Source organism: Pedobacter psychrotolerans (genome assembly GCF_004340665.1).
In the GTDB taxonomy this organism is placed as follows: Bacteria; Bacteroidota; Bacteroidia; order Sphingobacteriales; family Sphingobacteriaceae; genus Pedobacter; species Pedobacter psychrotolerans.
Genome location: NZ_SLWO01000002.1, coordinates 427,424 through 452,272, shown reverse-complemented (window position 1 = coordinate 452,272; position 24,849 = coordinate 427,424). Strand labels below are relative to the sequence as shown.

Below are 24,849 nucleotides of genomic sequence, written 5' to 3'. Positions count from 1 at the left end.
TCGTTTTAATAGATGGATATTTGCTTAATATTGACCCAATTCAATCTTATCATCAGATAACTAACCAAATAACTGTTAACGAATGAATAAATGTGCCAATGTCATAAGAAAGCATTTCTGCTTTAAAGGTCAATCATTTGTAGAGACTAATTCTATCCATATTTACCTATAATAAATTGCTAATGAAAATTAATTTACTCAGGATAACGGGGTTTCTATGCCTGTTCCTACTTTCAAGCCACCAGCTGTTTGCAGAAATTAAAAGCGAAAAATTTAAAACAAATCGTTTTTATTTTCAGCAAGACACTACGAAAAGACAGGATACTACCAGAAAAGTGCCGGCTTCAAAGCCAGCTGATTCTGTTAAAGTTCCGGTAAACCCCTTAGGAGGGTCAAGCCCTGTACAAGCACCTCCTCCTCAAGATGTGCCAGCCGCTGCGCCGAAAACTGCAGTAGCACAAAAGACTATTACGGGAATCGTTTTAGATGAAAAAAAAATCGGATTGCCAGGAGTTGGAATTAAAATTCAAGGCAAAACCGGGGCAGCTGTAACCCAAGGCGATGGTAAATTCAGCATTAATGTTGGCTCACCAACTGATGTCTTGGTTTTTAGCTACATTGGTTACCAATCTAAATCCGTTGCGGCAGGAACGGGAGCTTCGCCTTTGACGATTAACCTTGTCCCTTCAGGAGCTCAAAGTTTGAGTGATGTAGTGGTGGTTGGTTATGGTACTATGAAATCGAAGGAGGTAACATCAGCTGTTGCTCACGTTGACACTGCTCAATTTAGACAAAGTGGTGCCCGAAGTCCGTTAGATCTTATTCAGGGAAAAGTTGCTGGATTAAACATCACCCGGGCTGGGAGTTCGAACCCAAACTCAGGACCAAGTGTGCAGCTCCGTGGTGTGGTTTCAGTTGCGGGTAGTGCCAGTCCGCTTTATGTAATTGATGGGATTCCGGGCGGTAATCCTGATTTGCTTCAACAGGATGATATTTTATCGGTCGATGTGTTAAAAGATGGATCTGGAGCTGCCATTTATGGCACCAGTGCAAATGCAGGGGTAATCTTAATCACAACAAAAAAAGGCAAACCAGGGCCGCCAACCTTTAATTACTCCAGCTACATTCGTAAAGAATTTATTCAAAACAGATTAGATTTTTTATCAGCAGAAGAATTTAGGGCAAAAATCAATTCAGGAGAGGTTAATGCCCGTGATTACGGTGCAAGTGAAGACTTATATGGTTCACTGATCAACCGTGACAATTTATCGCAAAATCATAATCTTGCGTTATCAGGTGGTACTGATAAAACGAGCTATCGCGCAAGTTTAAATTACCGCGATTTACAAGGTATTGCTTTAGAAAACGGAAGGAAAGAATATACAGGTCGATTGAATATCAATCAAAAAGGCTTTGATGATAAGTTGAACATCCAACTAAACTTAGCTACAAATGTTAATAATGCGAATTTGCTATCTAATGGAGCAACATCAGATTTTTTTAATAATGAGCTAAACAGAAGCGGTTGGGAAGAAGAGCTAGGTAAAAATCCGACTAAGCCAATTTACAATCCAGATGGTTCATATTACTACGATAATCAAAGTACAAACCAATATGCCAGATTATTTAATAACACCAGTTACCGCAAGCAGCAAACAACATCAGCAGATTTAAAAGCTGATTTTGACATTACTAAAGGATTAAAAGCAAGTGTTTTCGGATCTATGCAGCGTGACAATTATTTAGATGGTGGATATGCAACCTTAGCAAGTGAAGATTCTTTCGAGAATAGTGATTACCCTAGCGGCGGTTATGCTTTCAAAAATAATTTCCTTTCTCAGGCCTATGCCTTTGAGCCCACTTTACAATATAATACAGTTGTTGCAGATAAACATTCTTTTACTGCATTGGCAGGTTATAGTTATCGTTACAATATAGAAGAAGGTGCTAGAATGAGTACCAGAGGTTTTCTGAACGATCAGTTCAATGAAGATAACATGGGTGTTGGACAGGCATTAGCAGATGGAAAAGCGTCAATGGGCAGTTATAAAAACGACAATACGCTAATTGCATTTTTCGGAAGAGTGAACTACGCGTTTGACAATAAATATTTGTTGCAATTAATTTTGAGGCGTGAAGGTTCTTCTCGTTTCGGTGATAATAACAAATGGGGAAATTTTCCAGCAGTATCATTAGGTTGGAATGTTACCGAAGAAAAATTCATGGAAAACGTAAAGTGGGTTAATTATTTGAAATTAAGAGCAGGTTATGGTGTAACGGGTAATTCCGGTTTTGCAAATAATGCATCAAGGGTAACACTCGGTCCGGGTGGAAAATATTTATATCCTGATGGCAGTTATCGCGAAACTTATGGGCCAACACGTAACCCAAATCCATTTTTGAAATGGGAATCGAAACGTGAAACCAACATCGGGGCCGATTTTACCTTGTTCAATAGCAAGTTAACAGGTTCATTGGATTTGTTTGATAGAACAACTAAGGATTTATTAGATCTTTACACTACACCTCAACCGCCATATATTCAAAGCCAGATCTATGCCAACGTAGGTAATATTTCTTCAAGAGGTATCGAACTTGCTCTAAGTTATCAGGCAATCAAAACCAAGGATTTTACCTTCAGCATGGATTTTACAGGAAGTACCATTAAAAACACTTTGAATTCTTACTCGAATGATGCTTTTGCAGTTAAGTTTAAAACATTTGGTGGTATCGGTGGTGCAGGAGATTTGGGTGATGCCATTACCACTTACGAAGGGGAAGATGTAGGTATATTTTATGGGAAGCGTTTCGCCGGCTTTGATGCTGATGGAAAATGGCTTTTCTTTAATAGAAATGGAGAAGCCGTTCGTAATGATAAGATAAACATCTCAAAAGATAAAAACTTAACAGATCTTGCTCCACTGGGAAATGCCATACCTAAATATTACGCTTCATATACCGCGAATTTTACTTATAAAAATTTCGATTTTAGGGTTTTCCTAAGAGGTAAGTTTGATTATAAAATTTTAAATACTACAGCATTAACTTACGGTAATCCATTTGTTACGGGTTCTAACTATTTAAGAGATGCTTTTGGAAAGTATAGTGAAATCAACGATACTTTTATGTATTCAGACTATTACCTGGAAAACGGAACCAATGTTAAAATTGATGAGGTGACTTTAGGTTATAACTTCAAGTTAAAAACGAAGTTCATCCGTAACCTGCGTGTTTACGCTACAGGACAAAATTTAGCTACAATTACTGGTTACTCGGGTAATGATCCTGATTTCGTACAAGATACTGGCTTAGGTCCAGGTATTGATAGTAGAGGTGCTTATCCAAGTACAAGATCATTCCTTTTTGGTGTAAACGTAGGCTTTTAAAATATAATCAAATGAAAAATAAATCAATCATATATACAGCCCTTGCATTAGTGGTAAGTATGGGTTCTGCGTGCACTAAACTAGATGAAAATGCATACGATGTTATCCCGGCTGAAAAATTCTACTCTAATAAAAACGAAGTTGTTTCTGCTGTTTTAAGACCATATACGCACGCCAATGCATGGGTGACACCATCCGGTCAGGATAGCTGGTGGCGATTAGCAGAACTTTCAGCCGATCAATTGGCATGGCCAACAAAGGGTCCGCATGGTGAAGATGGTGGTAAATGGAAAAGATTACATTACCATACGTGGACGGTTGATGAAGGGGGTATTAATAGTGCATGGTCTCTGATGTATGGCGGAGTTGGTTTTTGTAATGACGCCATTGGAAACATCGAGAAGCGTGATATTGCGCAAATGGGCATTACCCAACAGGAAAAGAATGATTATGTTGCAGAACTAAAATTACTTAGGACATTCCACTATCTAAAGCTGATGGATTTGTTCGGTAATATTCCAATTGCCACAGATCTGGTTGATCCATCAAATCCTGTATTGCCAAATACTACTGCAAGGAAAGATGTTTTCAACTTTATTGAAAAGGAAATTAAAGATAATATCAATAACGTACCCAAATTAGCAAAATCACAATTGGGTAGAATGAGTCAGGCAAGTGGTTACGCCATGTTGGTGGAGTTATACCTTAATGCAGAGATATGGACAGGTACACAGCGGTGGGATGATTGCATCGCGGCAGCTGATAAATTAATTAATAATGAGGCGGGTGGTCAAAATGGTAATATGGCTCTTGATCCAAACATTACAGATCAATTTAAAAACACCAATGATCAATCAAAAGAAGTTATTTTCTCCATTGCTTATGATTTTACCAGAGCTAAATTCGAACCATCATGGACAGGCGAGTTTTATCATTTTGCACAACGTGATATTTATGGCGGCGGCAGAAATGGTAACGATGGTATTGTTTTAATTCCAGGAGTTTATGAAAAATTTGAGGCTGATGATTTGCGTAAAACTGGCTGGTTACTGTTTGGAACTCAGAAAAAGTTTTCTGATGGGTCTGATGTTCAAGGTACTGTAGAGTATGCAGGCAAACCACTTGTATTTGTTGATAATATTCAAAGAAATTCCAAAAATTCTACCGTTAGCAATATGAGTGAAGGTGAAGAAAATAGTGGTGTTAGATTTAATAAATACAAATTGGGTAATTCTATTCCAGGTATAGTAAATGGAGTAAGGGTTGAACCAGATCCAAACTATAATAATACCGATTGGAACGTGTACCGACTTACCTGGATTTATTTTGCAAAAGCTGAAGCCATTATGCGTAAAAATGGTGGTGTTGCAACTGCAGAGGCAGTTCAATTAATTAATGATTGTAAATCCAGAGCATATGATCCGGCAATATGGCCGTCAAAAGCTTATACTACAAGTACACTGGATTTAAATGAACTTCTGGCAGAACGCGGGAGAGAATTCATATTTGAAGGATTTAGAAGAGATGACTTAATTAGATTTGGTAAATTAACTACAGAGAAATGGTGGGATCATTCGCCATCTGCATCGTTTAGGTCTTTGTATCCTATACCACAAAGACAAAGAGATTTAAATACAAAACTCACCCAAAACCCGGGATATTAATTAACATCAATAAAAAGGCGCCACACGGCGCCTTTTTCTATTTTAACAATAAATGTTAGTTTCATTTTCATTAAGCGATTAATATTAACGATTATACATTATATTAGCCCAATCGCAGGCTATATCAAATTGATTAACCTGAAATGTACCCAGTTAATAAGTGTCCTAAATGAAAACCCTTTCTATAAAAGATATTGCCGTTGAAGCTGGCGTATCCATCACCACAGTTTCTTTTATCATTAATGGTAAAGCCCGCGATAAATCAATTAGTGAAGCCGTAATTAAAAAGGTAGAAAAAATAATTGCCGAAAGCGGATATAAGCCAAATCAAATCGCCCGAAGCCTTAGGACAGGAAATTCTAATATTATTGGATTAATTATTGAAGATATCTCCAATTCCTTTTTTTCCAGAATAGCCAGATTAATTGAAGATAAAGCCTATAAAAAAGGCTATAAAATTATTTACTCCAGTACGGAGAACAATGTTGAAAAGGCAAAGGAACTGATCAACATGTTTAAATCTAGAAAGGTTGATGGTTATATCATATCGCCAATTAAGGGATTGGAAGAGGATATTCAGCAGTTATTAACTGATAGTAAACCGGTTATTCTTTTTGACCGAAGTCTGCCAGGTCTAGATACCAATTATGTTGGTGCTGATCACTTCAAGGCAACTTATGAATCTGTAGAAAGCTTTATAAAACAAGGCAGAAAGAAAATTTCACTCGTTACTACAGATATAGATGTTCAGCAAATTACCGAACGTTTAGATGGATATAAGAAAGCACTTGTTGACTATGGTATCACTTATGATGAAAATCTGGTTTTAAAGGTTTATTTTAATCAGGAGGAAAGTGAAACCCGGGCGCAAATGGAAAAACTGTTCAGCAATGTAGAAACAGATGCCGTACTTTTTGCTACCAATTATCTGGCCATCAGCGGACTTAAAGTCTTAAAGCAAACCAAAATAAAAATCGGAAAAAATTTAAGTGTAATTGCATATGATGACCATGAGGTTTTTGAATTGCATACGCCAGGTATTTCCGCAGTGCAACAGCCACTGGAAGAAATCGCTGAAGCCATCATTCAATTAATTTTAAGGCAGCTTTCTTCTAAAACCAAATTGGATAACGAACAAATCGTATTCTCAGCCAAGATCATTCAACGATAATCATAATTTCTTCTTTTGGTTGGTGTTATCACCAACCTACTTAGTAAACAGCATATATCATATAAACACAATAGCTGGTACGGTGATAATACCAACCAGAGAAAAAAACTGTAAACTTTTTTAGGACGAGATCTTATGCAGCTATGAGGGGAACTCCCCTCCTAATTTAGGAGGGGTTGGGAGTGGTTAGCCGTTCAGTGGCAGTTTTTAATTCTTCCTTTTTTTTGGTTGGTGTTATCACCAACCTATTCAGCAACATTACATATCATATAAACACAATGGCTGTTACCGTAATAACAGCCAACAGAGAAAAACTGTAAACTTTTTTTAGGACGAGACCTTATCTAGCTATGAGGGGAACTCCTCTCCTAATTTAGGAGGGGTTGGGGGTGGTTAGCCGTTCAGTGGCAGTTTTTAATTCTTCTTTGGTTGGTGCTATCACCAACCAACTAAGTAAACATCACATATCATATGAACATAATACCTGGTACAGTGATAACACCGAACAGAGGAAAACCAACCCAATAATTCCGTCATATAAATGTTACTGCGAACCATTGTATTTGCAGTCTTTAGTCCTTAATATTGAATAGTAAAACGTTTTACTTATTTATTGGCTGATTTCTGTCTTTCAGTGTTAAACTTTACGACAACAACACTTTTTCGCCCAAAATAATTCGTGAAATACTTATTCTGAGATAACTAACCAATATGACCTATATGAAAAACCTTTCTTTACTGGCAGCTTTAATATTTTTGAGCTTTTATACATTCGGACAAGATAAAGCACCTGCTTATCCCTTAATTACACACGACACTTATTTAAGCATTTGGTCTTTTGGAGATGGGTTAAATCAATCAACTACCAAACACTGGACAGGTAAAGAGCATGCGCTTGATGGGATCATAAAAGTAGATAAGCAGCTATACCGTTTTCTAGGTGCGGATAGTAAAACCTATAAAACCATCCTTGCTGCGGCTGATGAGTCAAGCTATCAAGCCCGTTTCACTACCCAAAAACCAGCAGATCATTGGAACACTTTAACCTTTAAGGATACCAATTGGAAAAGTGGTGAAGCACCTTTTGGTGATGATCAGCAGTCAAAAACCAAATGGAACACGGATGAAATCTTCTACAGAAGAAAATTTACTTTAGCACAAAAAACAGCGACGAAGAAATATTTAAAGCTCAATCATGATGACAATGTAACAGTGTATCTCAATGGTCATAAAGTTTATGAAAAGGAAGGCTGGGTACATGAATACATTTATATTCCACTGGTTGATGGTATTTTAAATAAGGGTGATAACATTTTAGCCATCGACTGTAAAAACACAGCTGGCGGAAGGTTTTTAGATGCGGGCATTGTAGAGGAAGTTCCGCAAAATGCCACTATTTTAAATGCAAGGCAAACCAATGTTTCGGTAGGGGCCACCAATACCATTTATACTTTTACGGCTGGAGGTGTAAATCTGAACTTAACTTTTACCTCACCTTTACTGCTGAATGACCTGAATTTAACAGCCAGACCAATCAGTTACCTCACTTATTCCGTAAAATCAGCCGATACAAAAGCGCATCAGGTAGATGTTTATTTCAGTGCATCATCCAACCTCGCTGTAAATACACCAGATCAGCCTGTTTCGGTCTGGAAAAAGAACGAAAATAACCTTTCCATTCTAAAAGCCGGAACCGTTGAACAGCCTGTTCTGAAAAAGAAAAACGATGACTTAAGAATTGATTGGGGTTACCTGTATATTGCTGTACCAAAACAATTTAAAGCAACACAATTTTTTGGAACACCGATAGATAATCTCCAAAATTTTAAAACAGGAAAATATCCACAAGTAACACAGGCTTTAAATGTTAAAACACAAAGTTTAGGTACAGTGATCCCATTTGGAGCGGTTAATTCAAAACCAATAGAGAAATATCTCATGCTGGGTTATGATGACCTGAAATCTGTCGAATATTTTGGTGATCAATTGCTTCCCATCTGGAAAAAATCTGCATCAAATACTTTCGAAGATCAATTGGTAGCAGCCAGTATGGATTACGAATCTCTCCAGGCAAAAACAAAAGCATTTGATGCCAAGCTATATGCCGATGCAAAAAGGGTAGGTGGTAAGGAATATGCGGATTTATGCAAACTTGTTTACAGGCAGAGTATAGCTGCACATAAAATTGTTTACGCACCAAATGGAGATTTGTTGTTTTTCTCAAAAGAAAACTTTAGCGGTGGCTTCATCAATACAGTTGATGTAACGTACCCATCAGCACCTCAATATTTGTTATACAATCCTGAATTGTTAAAAGGCATGCTCAACGGCATTTTCTATTATTCAGAAAGCGGAAGGTGGAAAAAACCTTATCCAGCGCATGATATTGGTGTCTATCCAATTGCCAACGGGCAAATTTATGGAGAAGATATGCCAGTAGAAGAAGCGGGTAATATGCTTATTTTGGCTGCAGCCATTACCAAAGCAGATGGCAATACCACCTATGCAGCCAAACATTGGGCAGTCATGTCCATCTGGGCATACTATCTTTTAAAGGAAGGTTTTGATCCGGCCAATCAGTTGTGTACGGATGATTTTGCCGGGCACCTGGCCCGAAATGCGAACTTATCAGTTAAGGCAATTGTGGGTTTAGGTGCGTATGCACAAATGGCCGAAGGACTAGGTAAAAAAGATATTGCAACTAAATATAAAAACGCAGCATTGGAGATGGCGAAAAACTGGCAGACTTTGGCCAGTAGCGGTGATCATTTTGCCTTAACTTTTAATGATAAAAATACCTGGAGCCAGAAATATAACCTGGTTTGGGATAAGCTTTTAAAATTAAACCTATTTCCGGAAACAGTGTATAAAAAGGAAATAGATTTTTACCTGACCAAACAAAATGAGTTTGGTTTACCACTGGATAGTCGGAAAGATTACACTAAATCAGACTGGATTATATGGACGGCCACATTAGCAGACAATCAGGCCGATTTTGAGAAATTCATTAGTCCTGTACACAAATTTGCTACGGAAACAACAAGTAAAGTACCACTAACAGACTGGCATGAAACAAAAACTGGTAAGCAGGTTGGTTTCCAGGCGAGAAGCGTTGTCGGCGGATACTTCATAAAATTGCTTGCTGATCGGTGGAATATAAAGTAATCAATAAATATTAGCCTTGGCTTAAATTGTAGCTGGAATCAAATAATATGGTAAAAAAGCAGCATTTGGCTATTTATCAGTGCGATGAAAATTTTGTTGCTGGTTTAGATTCTTTATTTTCGTAACCGATTAAAGATTTTATTCACGGGCAGGTGTTCAACCAATGTTACTTTAACTGCCATGTGGAGCAAAGATTAGTCATACAGATCTTGCATCAAGTTAATCTTTGTTTTCGTTTAGTAAAACGTTTAACGATTTATTTGGTAGAATTGAAATAAATTAAAATAGAAATACATAAAAAATGAAAAAGCCTGTAGCACTGGGTGTAGATATCGGCGGCTCGCATATAACAGCCGCATTGGTAGATTTAGAAACAAGAAGCCTGATTGATGATTCAATCAAACGTCGCCCTGTAAATTCTCAGGAGAGTAAAGAAGATATCTTATCGGCCTGGTGTGAGGTCATCAATCAATCGTTTAAGAACATCAAAAATGGTAATCGAAATATAGGAATTGCAATGCCTGGTCCTTTTGATTATGAGGAAGGAATATCTTTGATGAAAGATCAGGATAAGTTTAAATCACTTTATCAGGTAAATATTAAAGCCGAGTTAGCCAGTCGTTTAGATGTTCCTCTGGAAAATATTCATTTCATTAATGATGCCGCAGGATTTTTGCAAGGCGAAGTTTTTGCTGGTGCCGCCAAGGGAAATTCGAATGTATTGGGTTTAACACTGGGAACTGGCTTAGGATCATCATTAAGTTTAAAAACGAAGGCAATAGATGCCGATTTATGGAATGCTCCATTTTTGGATGGCATTGCCGAAGATTATCTTTCTACCCGGTGGTTTGTAAAACGATACAAGCAATTAAGTGGAAAAGAAATGGCTGGTGTAAAAGAGCTTGTGGAAATTGTAGAAGATGATCATTTGGCAACCCGGGTATTTATGGAGTTCGGCTACAATCTGGCACAATTTCTTATCCCCATCATCAATGAACATAAGATAGATGCAGTCATAATTGGTGGAAACATATCTCAGGCCTTTCATGCCTTTGCGCCAGAACTAATTGCTGCCTTAAAAGGTAATGATATTGATGCAAGCATTAAAGTTTCAGAGCTAAAAGAGCACGCTACTTTAATTGGAGCAGCCAGTTGCTGTGATGAGCGTGTTAACTCCATAGGCTCCTAAATTTTAGCTTAAATAGAAGTATGATATAACCTCCCTATACATCTTTATCATCTTATTGATTATAAATGCTTTAATGTTTTTATTGTAACAAATATTTTGCTTTGTAACGCATTAAAATTTTATTATTATTGATGTAATTAAACGTTTTAGTGGTTTATAAATCATTCAAAGTCCGCCTAACTAGCGGTCTTTTTTTGATAATGTTAATAAAACGTTTTAGTCAATGCTTTTAGCGATATAATTTGTTAATACGCTTCTTGCCTTTTAAAAGAATTAGATAACTAACCCTTTAACCCTAACCAAACCTCTATGACAAAAACAAACTAACAGATTCTCCTGACAACAATTTAACCGTTTTCAAATTTCTTGAATTATAAGAAATTTTAAAGATGCGTAACTAACATCTTCGAAAAACAGCGAATTAAATAGCTTATTCAGGTTTATAACTAGAGAAGAAACATCAAACAAACACTATACTTTCAGTTAGATTTAGACAGCAGGATAATTTTTTCAATGTCGCTGCTGTAATAATATACCGATTTAGATCTTGCTATAATTTAACCACAGTACCAAAGACTGTAAATCTTTAAATAATTAATTCTGTTGGTTGGATAGCAAAATTTGGTATAGCCAAACGAATCAATCTGATTATTCAGGCATTTAACCGAGTGCCCAAATCAACAATGTTAGTATTAATGTTTCCAAGTGAAATTCTCTATACAATCTGAATAAGGTTAAAAACATTAACTGTATTTCTGATACTAAGTAACTAACAACCTAAATTATTAATTATGATTTTTTTAAAAAATGCTACGAAAGCCCTCGGCCTTCTCGCAGTCTTTGCTCTGCTTTTTGGCTGTGGTAAAGAAGAATATCCAGCTGTTGATCTTTTTACCTGGAAAGCAAAGGTAGATGTTACTGCTAAAGCCAACCTTTCGGTAAACATAGAAAGTTCTGGTGGTGCTGCTGGCAGTGAGGGTTCTGCTAAGGCAGTTGATAATGATTTCAATACAAAATTTTTGATCAACCCTTATCAATCTAATTTTTACATGCAGTTATCTTTTTCATCACCTCAACAAGTTGCTTCTTACACTTTAACCTCGGGTAACGATGCACCAGGCAGAGACCCTAAAGATTGGAAATTTAGTGGCTCTACTGATGGAACAACTTGGGTGGATCTAGATAAAAGAACTGAGGAAATGTTTTCTGGACGAAATCTAACCAATACTTACAACTTCAAAAACAAAGTACCTTATAATCACTATCGAATTAGCATTTCTGCAGTAGGCAGTGGCTCGCTTTTTCAATTATCAGAATGGCGTTTAATAGAGGTGCCAGAAGAACAACAATAACCTGAACCATTTAAACTAAGAAAAAATCATGATGAAAAAACTTACACATTTAACGGAGGGTAAGCTCAGGTTTAAAAATTGCGCATTAAAGGCTATTGCAATTGCATTGGTGATTAGTAGCGGTTTTTATAATTCTGCAAACGCTTCTGCGATTAAAATTAATAGTTCGGTTTTGCTTTCACCATTAAAAGCTGATATCGTAATCCGTGGTATTGTTAAAGATGCTGCAGGTTTGCCATTGCCAGGTGCTGGAGTTAAGGTAAAAGGAGCTTCCATCAGTGCAGCCGCTGATGTAAATGGTGCATTTACCATTACCGTTCCCGATCAAAATACAGTGCTTATTATCACTTATGTGGGTTATGATACTCAAGAAATTACAGTTGGTACGCAAACCGTTTTAGATATTCGTTTAAAAGAAACAACCGGTTCTGATTTACAAGAGGTAGCTATTGTAGGTTTCGGTACACAAAAGAAAGAGAGTTTAGTAGGAGCGCAATCTTCAGTGAAAGCTTCAGAATTGAGACAACCAGTATCGAGCATGAGCCAGTTATTGGCTGGTCGTATACCAGGTGTGGTTAACGTATCCAGAAATGGTGAACCAGGTGCCACAGGATCGGATATTTTTATTAGAGGGGTATCATCTTTAACCGCAAATGATAGAGGTCCATTGGTAATTATTGATGGTGTTCCAAACCGTAACCTGAACGATATTAGTGTGTACGATGTAGAAAATTTCACCGTACTAAAAGATGCGGCTGCAACGGCTGTATATGGTATTCGTGGTGCAAATGGTGTAATCTTAATCAATACCAAACAAGGAAAAATCGGCGCACCTCGTATCAATGTAGAATATTATGAAGGTATTAGCCGTTTTACCAAAAAACCAGATTTAATTGATGGTGTAGATTACATGAATTTGGCCAACGAAGCCAAATATTCTGATTATTTAAGAGGTGGTGCAGCAGGTGCTTTTACACCAGCTTATTCTATTGATGCCATTCAAAAAACTGCAGCAGGAACAGATCCAATCCTCTATCCAAATGTAGACTGGTTTGATGCCATTTATAAGGATTTTGGTAGAAACAGATCAGTAACGGCAAATTTATCTGGCGGCGTAAGCAACGCAAAATATTATGTTTCACTGGGTTATTATGGCGAAAATGGTTTATTTAAAACTGATGAAGCAGTAAACGATGCAGCTAAGCAAAATTTCGAACGCTATAACGTGAGTGCCAATTTAAATTGGGATATTACGGGTACTACCAAGTTGGATTTAGGTATTAAAGGGATTTTAGCACAAACAAGTTATCCGAGTAACTTGTTGGCTCAAGATATCTTTAATCAGGCTTTCTTAATTAACCCAACCTCTTTTCCAATTCTTTATCCAAATGGAAGTTTGCCGGGAATTAGTCCGCAGGCAGATCAGCGAAATCCTTATGGTGATGTAACCAGAAATGGATATAGGGTAGGATACAGTACCCAGCTTTATTCGAACATTCGTTTAACACAAGACTTAAAAGAAATAATGCCAGGGTTATCGGCAACAACCATGTTTTCTTTTGACGTGAATAGCAATAGCTCAGTTAACAGAACAAGGAGAGAAAGTTTATATAGAATTAACCCAAGTGATCCATACATTGTACCAGGAAACCCAGCTTCGGGTTATAAATATGGCTTAATACTTCAAGGCCAGGAATTTTTAAATTATGGTATTGGAAATGGCGGCGACAAAAAGATTTATTTAGAAGCGGCCATTAATTACAACCGTACTTTTGGTAAACACGCAGTAACTGGTTTATTGTTATATAATCAAAATGATAATACAACACCTTTCGCGGGTAACCTAACTTTATCTCTACCATATCGTTTACAAGGTATTGCCAGTCGTGCAACTTACGCATATGATGATAAGTATTTCTTCGAAGCAAATGTAGGTTATAATGGTTCGGAAAACTTTGCGCCAGACAAACGTTATGGTTTTTTTCCTGCCTTTGGTATAGGGTGGTTATTATCAAATGAGAAATTTTTCGAACCTCTAAAAAATGCAATTCAAATGGTGAAATTCCGCTATTCTGATGGTATTGTAGGTAGTGGTGGAAGTGGTGGCGGCTACGTAGATAATGAAAGTGAGCGTTTTTACTATCTAACAAAAGTAGGTACTGCAAGTGGTTATACATTTGGTCAAAACGGAAACATTTCTCCTGGTGGTTTGGGTGTAACGGCTTATGGTGTAGATGTAACCTGGGCAGAAACGCGTAAACAAGATTTAGGTTTTGAGTTGAAGACCCTTAAAAACAACCTATCATTAATTGTCGATTTCTTTCAGGAACGTAGGAAAAACCAGTTTATTACCAGAGGAACAGTGCCAAATTATATCGGTTTGGCTAATACGCCAATCGGTAATTTAGGTATCGTAGAAAATAAAGGCATTGATGGTACCATTCAATATGATGCTCAACTATCTAAAGATTGGTCGCTTAACTTAAGAGCGAATGTTACTTTCAATAAAGATAAAGTAATTGAAAACGATCAGGCGCCACAGGCTTATCCTTGGATGGAGCAACGTGGGTATAACATTTTGGCATCAACACGTGTAGGTTATATTGCTGAAAAGCTATTTGATAGTCAGGCAGAAATCAATGCAAGTCCAACACAGTTTGGTACACTAATGCCGGGTGATATTAAATACAAAGATTTAAATGGTGATGGTAAAATTGACTCATTCGATAGAACAATTATCGGAAGGGGAGATCTTCCAAGTACCACGTACGGTTTTGGTTTCTCATTAACGTATAAAAACTTCGATTTTGGATTATTCTTTCAAGGTCAGGATAATGCTGATATCATTTTAAATATTCCATCATTTGCAAACTCTGGCGGTTTAGGTAATATGTTAGCCGTTGCTGCCGATCGTTGGACACCTACAAATCCTCGTCAGGATGCAGTTTATCCACGATTATCTTACGGTGGAACAAACAGCAACAACTATCAGGCAAGCACTTGGTGGTTACGTGATATCAGTTTCTTAAGATTGAAAAACGCTGACTTTGGCTATACCTTGAAAGAGGGTATCAAGAAATTAGGTATTAAACGCTTAAGAATTTATGGAATGGGTTATAATGTATTTACCATAAGTAAATTCAAACTTTGGGATCCGGAGCTGAATACAAATAATGGTACAAGATACCCCTTAACATCTAACTACTCTCTAGGATTAACCGCTAACTTTTAAAATTAAAAGAATGAAAAAAATATTTATATATACAGTTGGAACATTACTATTAGTTGGTAATTATGGCTGTAAGAAATTTCTAGATCAAGTGCCAGATGATAGGTTAACCTTTGAGCAACAATATCAAAGAAAAAGTACTGTTGATCAGGCGCTTGCTAACGTTTACTCTACTTTGCCAGAACAAAATCAAGATCGCTCGGCAAGTGCTTCAGGAAATGCCGGCCCGTGGACAGCAGCTTCTGATGAGGCAGATTATACCTTGCCGAACTTCACCGAAAGCATAAATACTGGCGCATGGGATGCAACCAGCAGCCAGGTAAATTACCATTGGCAAAATTATTACAGAGGTATTCAGGCGGCGAGCACCTTTATGGCCAATGTAAACAAATGTACCGATTGTAACATTGGGGGAATAGATATCGTTAACCGATATTTTAATGAAGCCAAGGCTTTAAGAGCAATATATTATTACTATTTAATCAGACAGTATGGTCCGGTGGTTTTGCTAGGAAATGATCCTACCCAATCGGATGCACCTCTTGAGGCCATCAGTAAACCCCGTAACTCCATGGATGAATGTGTAGATTATGTAGTAAGCGAATTAAATGCTGCTGCTGCAGGACTTCCGGCAACACCCCAAGCTAATGAAGATTACGGTCACATCACGGCATCAGTTGCGGATGCGTACAAAATCAAAACTTTGTTAACTGCTGCACGCCCTCTATTTAATGGCAATACTGATTATGCAGCACTAAGAAATACAGATGGTAAACAATTAATTAGCCAAACAGCAAGTTCTGCCAAATGGACAAGATTGGCTAAAGCAGCAAAAGCATTTCTTGAAAATCCGGGTTACTCTAGCTATGCATTATACAATGTTTCGGCAACTCCGTCTGGCTTGCCAAATACAGCCTTTAACAGGGCGTTTATTGCGACAAGGGATGTTTTTTTAAACGGCTGGAATTCTGAAATCATTTTTGCCAGAGGCGGTGATGTTACATTTTATCAGTATTCTTTGGCGCCGAATCATAATGGTGCTTCTGGGGGAGACAAGGGTGGTTCATTCTTGTCACCTTCTCAACAACTGGTAGATGCTTTCTTTACGGCTAATGGCTTACCTATAGAAAATGATCCAACTTATACGGCTAATGGAACTTCAAGCTATCAGGCACCTGATCCGAATGATCAGAATACACCAAGAATGATCAGTAATATGTTTGTAAATCGTGAACCGCGTTTTTATTCAAGCATTACTTATAGTGGCCGAAAATGGATCAATCCGCAATCTAACATCGTTACCGATTTTACTAACAGCGGAAACGCAGGTAAGGGCGCAATTGCAAATAATGATTACACGAAAACGGGATATACGTCAAGAAAACACCTTACGGTTGCCGGCTGGACTTCTGGTAGATCTGTTTTTACCACCATTCGTCTGGCTGAAATTTATTTAGATTACATTGAAGCCCTGCAAGAGTCAAACCCTTCTGATCCCGATATCTTAATCTATTTAAACAGGATTCGTACAAGAGCGGGTATTCCACCTTACGGCTCAGGAACAGGTGCTCTTCCAATACCTGCTGATATGAGGGAAGCTATCCGAAGGGAAAGACGTGTTGAACTTGCTTTCGAATGGGATCGTTATTTTTACACCAGAGAGTGGAAAATTGCTGAGACAACTGATACACAAATAAAAGGTTTAAATATTGCTCAAAACGCACCTGGATTTTTTACTCCGGTTGTTGTAGAAAACCGTGTGTTTCAGAAAAAACACTATTTGTGGCCAATACCAAACGGTGAAATTCAAAAAGTTCCTCTAATTGTTCAAAATACAGGTTGGTAGTTTAATATACACCGGGCAAATAGCCCGGTGTATTATTTTAGAAAATTTATAATTATCAAATATCTTGTTTTTTATAAAAACATAAAAATCCTTAACTAATGATAAAAAAAATATTACTTTTTGTTGTACTTTCTTGCTGTCTTCAAGTTTTCGCACAAAAGAAACGTGAGTTTAAGGTTTCCATCATCGATCCTGCAAATTCTTTAGATGTTGAAACCGAAAGCAACTTAACATTTGCCTTTAATATGCAATATCCCTGGTTTGCCTCGGCAGATGGCTACAGAACGAAACGCGATGTAACCCTCGAAGTAGCGAATAGCGAAACGGAAACTATTAAAGCCAAAGCTGGAGAAATTAAAGTAAACAGCGATTGGATCAAAGGAAAATCTCTAAAAAAGATTAATAAAGAATTGAAGGGGGCGCTAACCAAAAACTGGTCTTTTTACAGCACCAAAAAACACAAAGGTTACAAACTTATCTTTATCAGCAAAGATCCAAACCTGGATCCAACTGTAAGAAAAAATTTAATCGATACTTATTTTGAAATCTATCCGATATTGGTTAAAGCTTTTAATAATAAATCAACCAAAGATGTGCTTTTTGTGGTAGATACGGCCTATAACGCCGTGGCTGAAGCGAGTGGGAATCGCATTTTGTTCAGCGCCGGATATTTAAAGGCACATCCAACAGATATTGATGTGGTTACGCATGAAACCATGCACATTGTACAGGGATATGGCTACAGTGCTGGTCCGGTTTGGTTAACTGAAGGGATTGCAGACTATGTTCGTTACCAATACGGTGTTGATAATGTAGGTTCAAAATGGAGCTTGCCTGCTTTTAACCAGAAACAAAGTTATCAGAATAGCTATCGGATTACAGCCCGGTTTTTTGCCTGGTTAGAGCAAAACGTTAAACCTGGCTTAATTGCCACACTGGATCAACAATTAAGAGCACATCAATATACAGCGCAGAGCTGGAGCAGTTTGACCGGAAAATCTATTGATCAATTATGGGAAGAATATTCGAAAAATCCAGATCAGGTTAAATTGAAATACAGCAATAAATTAGTGAAAGGTTAACTGTTGTCAGTGTCTGTAAATGGCATTTTTATCATCATTGATGACCTGAATTATAGGTTAACGTAAAATTTTTGAGTAATTACTAAAACGTTTTACATATTATCATTATTTTGCGTCATCGTACGCTAGCCAAAAGAAATAAACTAAAATTAAATGAAAAAAATATCCCTTTTAACTTCATTAGCTATTATTGCCCTAATACCTTTATCGAAGCTTGCTGCGCAGGAAACTATAAAGAAAAATGGCTATACGCTATCTTTTGAAAGTAATTATGCTGCACTCGATCCAAAACTGAAGAAAAGATTAATTGAAACCTTTTTTGTAGTGTATCCAAAGCTAGCCAAAGAGTATAATCCGAATACTTTAAAATCAGTTAAGTTTTTTGTGGATACGGCTTATAAAGGCGTAGCGGCTACTGCAAATGGCAAAGTTACTTATAGCTCGATCTGGATGGACAAACATCCCGAAGATATTGATGTGGTTACGCATGAAGTGATGCACATTGTTCAGGATTATGGCAATAGTGTTGGACCAGGATGGCTTACAGAGGGCATTGCAGATTATGCCCGTTTTAAATTTGGTGTAGATAATGCAGGCGCAAAATGGACCTTGCCAGCTTTGAAGCCAGAACACAGCTACAAAAATAGTTACAGAATTACGGCAAGATTTTTTGCCTGGATAGAAAAAAGGGTAAAGCCTGGCACCATCAAAGCGGTTGATGCATCTTTAAGGGATCATAGCTATCAACCAGAAATCTGGAAAAAGTTAACAGGCAAAGATTTGGATGCACTTTGGACAGATTACACAAAAAATCTTGAACTTTAATTTATAGAAACACATAAACTGATAAACATAAATGAAAAAACTATTTATTGCCTTCCTCAGCTTTGCTGCTTCAGCTAGCTTTGCACAAACGGTTGGCAAAATTACTGATCCCGTAGACTGGATAAACCCTTTAATGGGTACACAATCTAAGCCAAGTTTATCAAATGGAAATACTTATCCTGCCATTGGCCTGCCTTGGGGGATGAACATGTGGACTCCACAAACAGGTAAAATGGGTGATGGTTGGGCCTATACCTATGATGCAGATAAAATCCGTGGTTTTAAACAAACCCATCAGCCCTCTCCATGGATGAATGATTATGCCGCATTTTCCATGATGCCGATAACGGGTAAACTCAGGTTTGCAGAGGATGACCGTGCGAGTTGGTTTAGCCACAAAGCAGAAGTTTCGAAGCCTTATTATTACAGTGTTTACCTGGCCGATGCAGATGTAACTACAGAGATTACGCCAACAGAGCGTGCTGCACAATTCAGGTTTACTTTCCCTAAAACTGATAGTTCTTATGTAGTGGTAGATGCCCAGAACAAGGGATCATACATTAAGATTATTCCGGCAGAACGCAAAATTATAGGCTACACCACAAAATATGCCCGCGGACCGCTACCTAAAAACTTTAAAAACTACTTCGTTATCTACTTTAATAAAGATTTCAAACTGGCTAAAACCTGGAGCGGGAACAAACTAAAAGATGATGAACTGGAATTAGAAAGCGATCACAGTGGGGCCATTATTGGTTTCAAAACCACCAAAGGTGAACAGGTAATCGCTAAAGTGGCTTCCTCTTTTATTAGTTTTGAACAGGCCGATTTAAACCTGAAAAGGGAATTGGCTAATGATGGTTTCGATGCCACAAAAGCGAAGGGAAGAGCGATCTGGAATAAAACCCTTAATAAAATTGCTGTTGAAGGTGGTACAATCGATCAAACCCGTACTTTTTATTCTTGTTTGTACCGTACCCTGTTTTTTCCAAATAAACTCTATGAAATAGATGCCAATAATAAAGTGGTGCACTGGAGTCCTTATAACGGGCAAACTTTACCTGGCTACATGTTTGCCGGAACTGGGTTCTGGGATACCTTCAGGGCTTTATATCCATTCCTGAACCTGGTTTATCCTTCTATCAATAAGGAAATGCAGGAAGGCCTGCTTAATGATTATAAAGAAGGCGGCTGGTTGCCAGAATGGAGCAGTCCGGGTTATGCCAATATCATGGTGGGTAATAATTCTGCATCAGTGGTTTCTGATGCTTATATCAAAGGCTTGCGTGGATATGATATCCAAACTTTATGGGAAGCTTTAAAACATGGAGCCAATAATGAAGGACCAATAGAAGCAGTTGGCCGTGATGGGGTGAAATACTACAACGATTTGGGATTTGTTCCTTTTGATGTTAAAAAGAACGAAAATGCGGCTAAAACATTAGAATATTCATACGATGATTTTACCATTTACCAATTGGGAAGAGCTTTAGGTAAACCAGCATCTGAAATTGATATTTACAAGAAAAGAGCCATGAACTACAAAAACCTTTTCGATCCGGCTTCCGGATTAATGAGAGGGAAAAATAAAGATGGAAGTTTCCAAACGCCTTTTAGTCCTTTTAAATGGGGTGGTGCTTTCACTGAAGGAAATAGCTGGCATTACACCTGGTCTGTATTTCAGGATGTAGATGGTCTTGCTCAGTTAATGGGTGGTCATGATCAGTTTGTAACCAAGCTGGATTCTGTGTTTTCTATGCCACCTGTTTTTGATGAAAGTGCTTATGGTGGTGTGATTCACGAAATTCGTGAAATGCAGATTGCAAATATGGGTCAGTATGCGCATGGCAATCAGCCAATTCAGCACATGATTTATTTATATAATTACGGTGGTGCACCTTACAAAACCCAATATTGGGTAAGGGAAACGATGAACAGAATGTACAAGCCTACACCAGATGGTTATTGCGGAGATGAGGATAACGGACAAACTTCTGCATGGTATGTTTTCTCAGCGATGGGATTTTATCCGGTAACGCCTGCTACTGATCAGTATGTTTTAGGTGCTCCATTATTTAAAAAGGTAACTTTAACATTGGAAAATGGTAAAATAGTTACCATCAATGCTGCGGCAAACAGTGATAGTAACCGTTATGTGCAGTCGCTCCAAATGAATGGCAAGCCTTATTCTAAAAACTGGATCAGCCATAGTGGCTTACAAAAAGGTGCGGTATTGAATTTCAATATGACAGCCACTCCGAATAAAGTGAGGGGATCTAAACCAGTTGATTTTCCTTATTCATTATCAACAGAGAAATAAAAAGAATCGGACTGCATTTTAATGATGCAGTCTGGTTTATCTTTAAAATGAGGCTGAAAAAAGAAATGGGGATTCCACAATTGCAGAATCCCCATGATCTAAATTAACGCTCTCAGTTATATAAACTAACTTCAAAGGAAATTATTGCATTGCGCAATAATTTTTTTTGCTTTATGAAAAAATAAGTTTAATTATAAAAGCTGACCGCTCAAAAAATAATCCAAAATACCCTGTCATTTTATTAGTTTTACTTCATGGGAGTTATCAATCAAAACCAACAAGATGCTGAAAAACTTGCGGCCGCTATAGCAGCTGTAAAGTATGTAAAAAACGGAGATATTGTAGGATTAGGTACGGGAACTACCGCCACATTTGCCATAAAAGAACTGGGTAGGCTGGTAGGTGAGGGCCTTAGTATTAAAGCAGTGGCAAGTTCCATCCGAACAGAAGAACTGGCCAGATCTTTAGGAATTGAAGTGCTTGAATTAGGAGAAATTTCATCTGTAGATATCAGTATTGATGGCGCAGATGAATTTACAGAAGCTTTAGATTTAATAAAAGGTGGCGGAGGTGCATTATTCAGAGAAAAAATTATGGCTTCGTTGAGTAAGAAGGCCATTATTGTAACCGATGCTTCGAAAAAGGTGAAAAAATTAGGTGCATTTACACTGCCAATCGAGGTAATCCCATTTGCCTATCAATATGTTTTTGATCAGATTTCCCAACTGAATGGTAAAGGAAAAAAAAGAAAAACCAATAATCAGGATTACATTACAGATAACGGAAACTTTATTATCGATGCTGATTTTGGCCTGATAGATGATCCTAAAGCACTTTCTGATGCATTAAATAGAATTGATGGTTTATTGGCCCACGGATTATTTATTAATTTAACCTCCAGGGTAATCATGAGCGATCAATCAGAAATCATCATTTTTGAATAACGAACTTCTGTCTTGTGCCTCATCCTGAACTGATTCAGGGCCTTTCTTATAAATTCAAGAGATATTAACCTCTAAATTTATCCCAATTAAGATACTGAACTAATTCAGCAAGACGATTTGTTGCTGCTCGAATGTTGTCTTGCAAAAGATCGTCATTGCGAAGCCAATTTTTCATTGGATGAAGCAATCTTAATGCGCTTGCTGGTATCGATAGTTTTCTAGGAATCCGCTCGTGCGTCCTCCTGAACTTGATTCAGGAACTTTCAAAGCGAAACATTTCCGTTTACCGATAAACACATCGACAATAAAGCCCGGAAAATATTTTAACCGATCAATTTATTTAACTCACCGATAAATTAAAGTAATTGAGAGATAAGCCATTCTCCAGCCTTCCTTTTCATGATACATTTGAATATAAATCAAAACAATCATGGAAAATTTAACTAAAAACAATCACCAAAATAAACAGTTAGGATTAGGTATTTTAATCGTATTCATCGGTTCTATATTCTTACTAAGAAACACAGGTTTAGATATTCCGCATTGGATCTTAAGCTGGCATACGGTTATGTTAGGTGCAGGTTTGTGGATTGGTTATCGTAAAAATTTTGAAGGTGGCGGCTGGCTGGCACTTACCATTATCGGAGCAATCTTCACTTTGAAAGACATTACGGTATTCGACTTTGATTTATCACGAATCAGCGCTGCACTAATCTTAATTGCACTTGGTTTATATGTAATCCTGAAACCAAATAAGACTAAGAAATTTGATCATTATTTTCAAAACCCATCATCAGAAAAAGGAGAAATTAAATTTTAAAACTCACCACTCCATCATATCAATGAAAAGGGACATTTTAGTAATTGTCCCTTTTTTTATTTTAAGTCTTGCTTAAAAAGCATCTTAAAAAAGAAACGGGGATTCCACCATTAAGGCAGTATCCCCGTCATCTAAATTAACGCTCTCACATACATAAACGCATAGATCTGGAATTATTGTACGGACAAGCATTTATTTTAAAAAAAAATAAATAATCGAAACCCAAATAAATGTTGCTGATTGTAGATTCCTAAATGATTAATAAGTCAACTCGCTGTTTATCAGTTGTAAAATATTGGTCAGCATGATATTTATATCAATTAATTATTTTTTTTAACATCAATTAAATGTTAAAAAAAGTTAAAGCGAAAAGGCGAGTTGGTCTAAATCCTTTTGAGAAGCAAATATTATTAACTTTGAGTATCATAACACAATCAAAACCAAACATGAAAAAAAGTATCTTAATTATTATTGCGCTTTTATTTACTACGAGTGCATTTGCTCAAAATGTGATTCAACTATTTAATGGTGCCAATGATTTTTTTAAATTATTACAAGAAGAAAAATTTGCAGATGCGCATGCCATTTTTGATGATACTTTAAAATCAAAGCTAACTGAAGACGGCTTAAAGAAACTCTGGCTAGATATGGGAACCAAATTTGGTAAGGCAGAGTCTTTTGATGCTATTCAAAGCAAGTCACAAGGTGAATTTTTTGCAGTAACGGTTGAGGGCAAATTTAGTAATGGAAATCAGAATTTTATTTTAGGCTTTAATAAGGCGCAAAAAATTGTAGGTATTTTTCTCGCACCACCTAAAATTTCAGCGGCTTATTTAAAACCAACCTACGCTGATACGAGCCTTTATAGTGAGAAATCAGTTTACATTGGTGGAGCAGGAAAACAACTGGCGGCAATTATTACCACACCTAAAAACGTTAAAAATTTTCCGGTAGTGGTTTTTGTTCATGGTTCAGGGCCTAGCGATATGGATGAAACAATTGGCGCAAATAAACCTTTTAAAGACCTGGCTAGTGGCCTGGCTTCAAAAGGAATCGGATCAGTACGCTATGTTAAAAGAACATTGGTTTACCCAAATGAATTTGCGACTGTTTATACCGTAAAGGAGGAGGTGTTAGATGATGCTGCGGCTGCAATTGCCTTAGCGAAAACCATTGCAGGTGCAAATGTAAAGCAAGTATACGTATTCGGGCATAGCCTGGGTGGTATGTTGGCACCAAGAATTGCCACTAGTACACCAGATCTTGCCGGAATTATCATGGCAGCAGCGCCAGCAAGAAAGCTTACTGATATTATTCTGGAGCAGAACAAATATATGTTCGGGCTTTCTAAAGATACTACATCAGCCAATAAGGCTCAATTAGATGAAGCCATTAAACAAATCAATAAAAGCAGAATTGCGCAATTGGGCACAACCATTAAGCCAGATTCCGTTATATTGGGTATACCAGCAAAATACTGGGCTGACTTAAATGCTTATAATCAGGTTAATGTAGCAAAGGGACTTAGTAAACAAAAAATTTATGTTTTGCAGGGCGGAAATGATTTTCAGGTAAGTAAAACTGATTTTGATCTTTGGAGTGCGGCACTGGGAAAGAAGAAAAATGCTCAACTTAAATATTATCCGGAACTCAATCACTTATTAAGTGTGCAAACCGAAAAGGGAACTACCGCACAATATCAAATTCCGAAAAATGTTTCAGAAGTGGTGGTTAATGATATCGCTACCTGGATTAAAAGCAAATAAAGATAAAATATTCTCTAAAGCTTTGATTTTATCAGGGCTTTTTTATTGCTTTTAATTTTCATTTGATAGTATTTCCTATCTTTATTGAAC

The 24,849-nt window shown here is 37.3% G+C and carries 14 protein-coding genes; all 14 read left to right on the top strand.

Going from position 1 to position 24,849, the window contains the following annotated elements:
• Nucleotides 1–182 precede the first annotated feature (182 nt).
• Entirely contained in the window at nucleotides 183–3,386 is a 3,204-nt protein-coding gene (locus tag EV200_RS05495; protein WP_132529993.1) for a SusC/RagA family TonB-linked outer membrane protein, read from the top strand.
• An 11-nt stretch (nucleotides 3,387–3,397) separates the two neighbouring features.
• Nucleotides 3,398–5,050 carry a RagB/SusD family nutrient uptake outer membrane protein gene (locus EV200_RS05490; protein WP_132529991.1) on the top strand — a complete coding sequence of 551 codons (1,653 nt, stop codon included), beginning with the start codon at nucleotides 3,398–3,400 and terminating at the stop codon, nucleotides 5,048–5,050.
• Between the two features lie 169 nt (nucleotides 5,051–5,219).
• Nucleotides 5,220–6,221: a LacI family DNA-binding transcriptional regulator gene (locus EV200_RS05485; protein WP_132529989.1), complete on the top strand. Its 1,002-nt coding sequence runs from the start codon at nucleotides 5,220–5,222 to the stop codon at nucleotides 6,219–6,221.
• A gap of 720 nt (nucleotides 6,222–6,941) precedes the next feature.
• Entirely contained in the window at nucleotides 6,942–9,386 is a 2,445-nt protein-coding gene (locus EV200_RS05480) for a glutaminase family protein (RefSeq protein ID WP_132529987.1), read from the top strand.
• Nucleotides 9,387–9,687: 301 nt separating this feature from the next.
• Nucleotides 9,688–10,575, top strand: coding sequence for an ROK family protein (locus tag EV200_RS05475; protein WP_132529985.1), 888 nt, complete (start codon nucleotides 9,688–9,690; stop codon nucleotides 10,573–10,575).
• A 791-nt stretch (nucleotides 10,576–11,366) separates the two neighbouring features.
• A complete protein-coding gene (locus EV200_RS05470; protein ID WP_132529983.1) occupies nucleotides 11,367–11,927 on the top strand; it encodes a discoidin domain-containing protein in 561 nt (186 codons plus the stop codon).
• A 28-nt stretch (nucleotides 11,928–11,955) separates the two neighbouring features.
• A complete protein-coding gene (locus EV200_RS05465) occupies nucleotides 11,956–15,159 on the top strand; it encodes a SusC/RagA family TonB-linked outer membrane protein (RefSeq protein ID WP_229676775.1) in 3,204 nt (1,067 codons plus the stop codon).
• 10 nt (nucleotides 15,160–15,169) lie between these two features.
• A complete protein-coding gene (locus EV200_RS05460) occupies nucleotides 15,170–17,002 on the top strand; it encodes a RagB/SusD family nutrient uptake outer membrane protein (RefSeq protein WP_132529981.1) in 1,833 nt (610 codons plus the stop codon).
• Nucleotides 17,003–17,100: 98 nt separating this feature from the next.
• Nucleotides 17,101–18,084 carry a basic secretory protein-like protein gene (locus EV200_RS05455; protein ID WP_132529979.1) on the top strand — a complete coding sequence of 328 codons (984 nt, stop codon included), beginning with the start codon at nucleotides 17,101–17,103 and terminating at the stop codon, nucleotides 18,082–18,084.
• Between the two features lie 153 nt (nucleotides 18,085–18,237).
• Nucleotides 18,238–18,909: a basic secretory protein-like protein gene (locus EV200_RS05450; RefSeq protein ID WP_132529977.1), complete on the top strand. Its 672-nt coding sequence runs from the start codon at nucleotides 18,238–18,240 to the stop codon at nucleotides 18,907–18,909.
• Between the two features lie 31 nt (nucleotides 18,910–18,940).
• Nucleotides 18,941–21,229: a GH92 family glycosyl hydrolase gene (locus EV200_RS05445; protein ID WP_132529975.1), complete on the top strand. Its 2,289-nt coding sequence runs from the start codon at nucleotides 18,941–18,943 to the stop codon at nucleotides 21,227–21,229.
• Between the two features lie 254 nt (nucleotides 21,230–21,483).
• Complete coding sequence (gene rpiA / locus EV200_RS05440; protein ID WP_132529973.1) at nucleotides 21,484–22,173, top strand: ribose-5-phosphate isomerase RpiA; 690 nt, start codon at nucleotides 21,484–21,486, stop codon at nucleotides 22,171–22,173.
• Between the two features lie 430 nt (nucleotides 22,174–22,603).
• On the top strand, nucleotides 22,604–22,993 hold the full coding sequence (locus EV200_RS05435) for a LiaF transmembrane domain-containing protein (protein ID WP_188754105.1): 390 nt from the start codon (nucleotides 22,604–22,606) through the stop codon (nucleotides 22,991–22,993).
• Between the two features lie 446 nt (nucleotides 22,994–23,439).
• Nucleotides 23,440–24,759 carry an alpha/beta hydrolase gene (locus tag EV200_RS05430; protein WP_132529971.1) on the top strand — a complete coding sequence of 440 codons (1,320 nt, stop codon included), beginning with the start codon at nucleotides 23,440–23,442 and terminating at the stop codon, nucleotides 24,757–24,759.
• Nucleotides 24,760–24,849 lie beyond the last annotated feature (90 nt).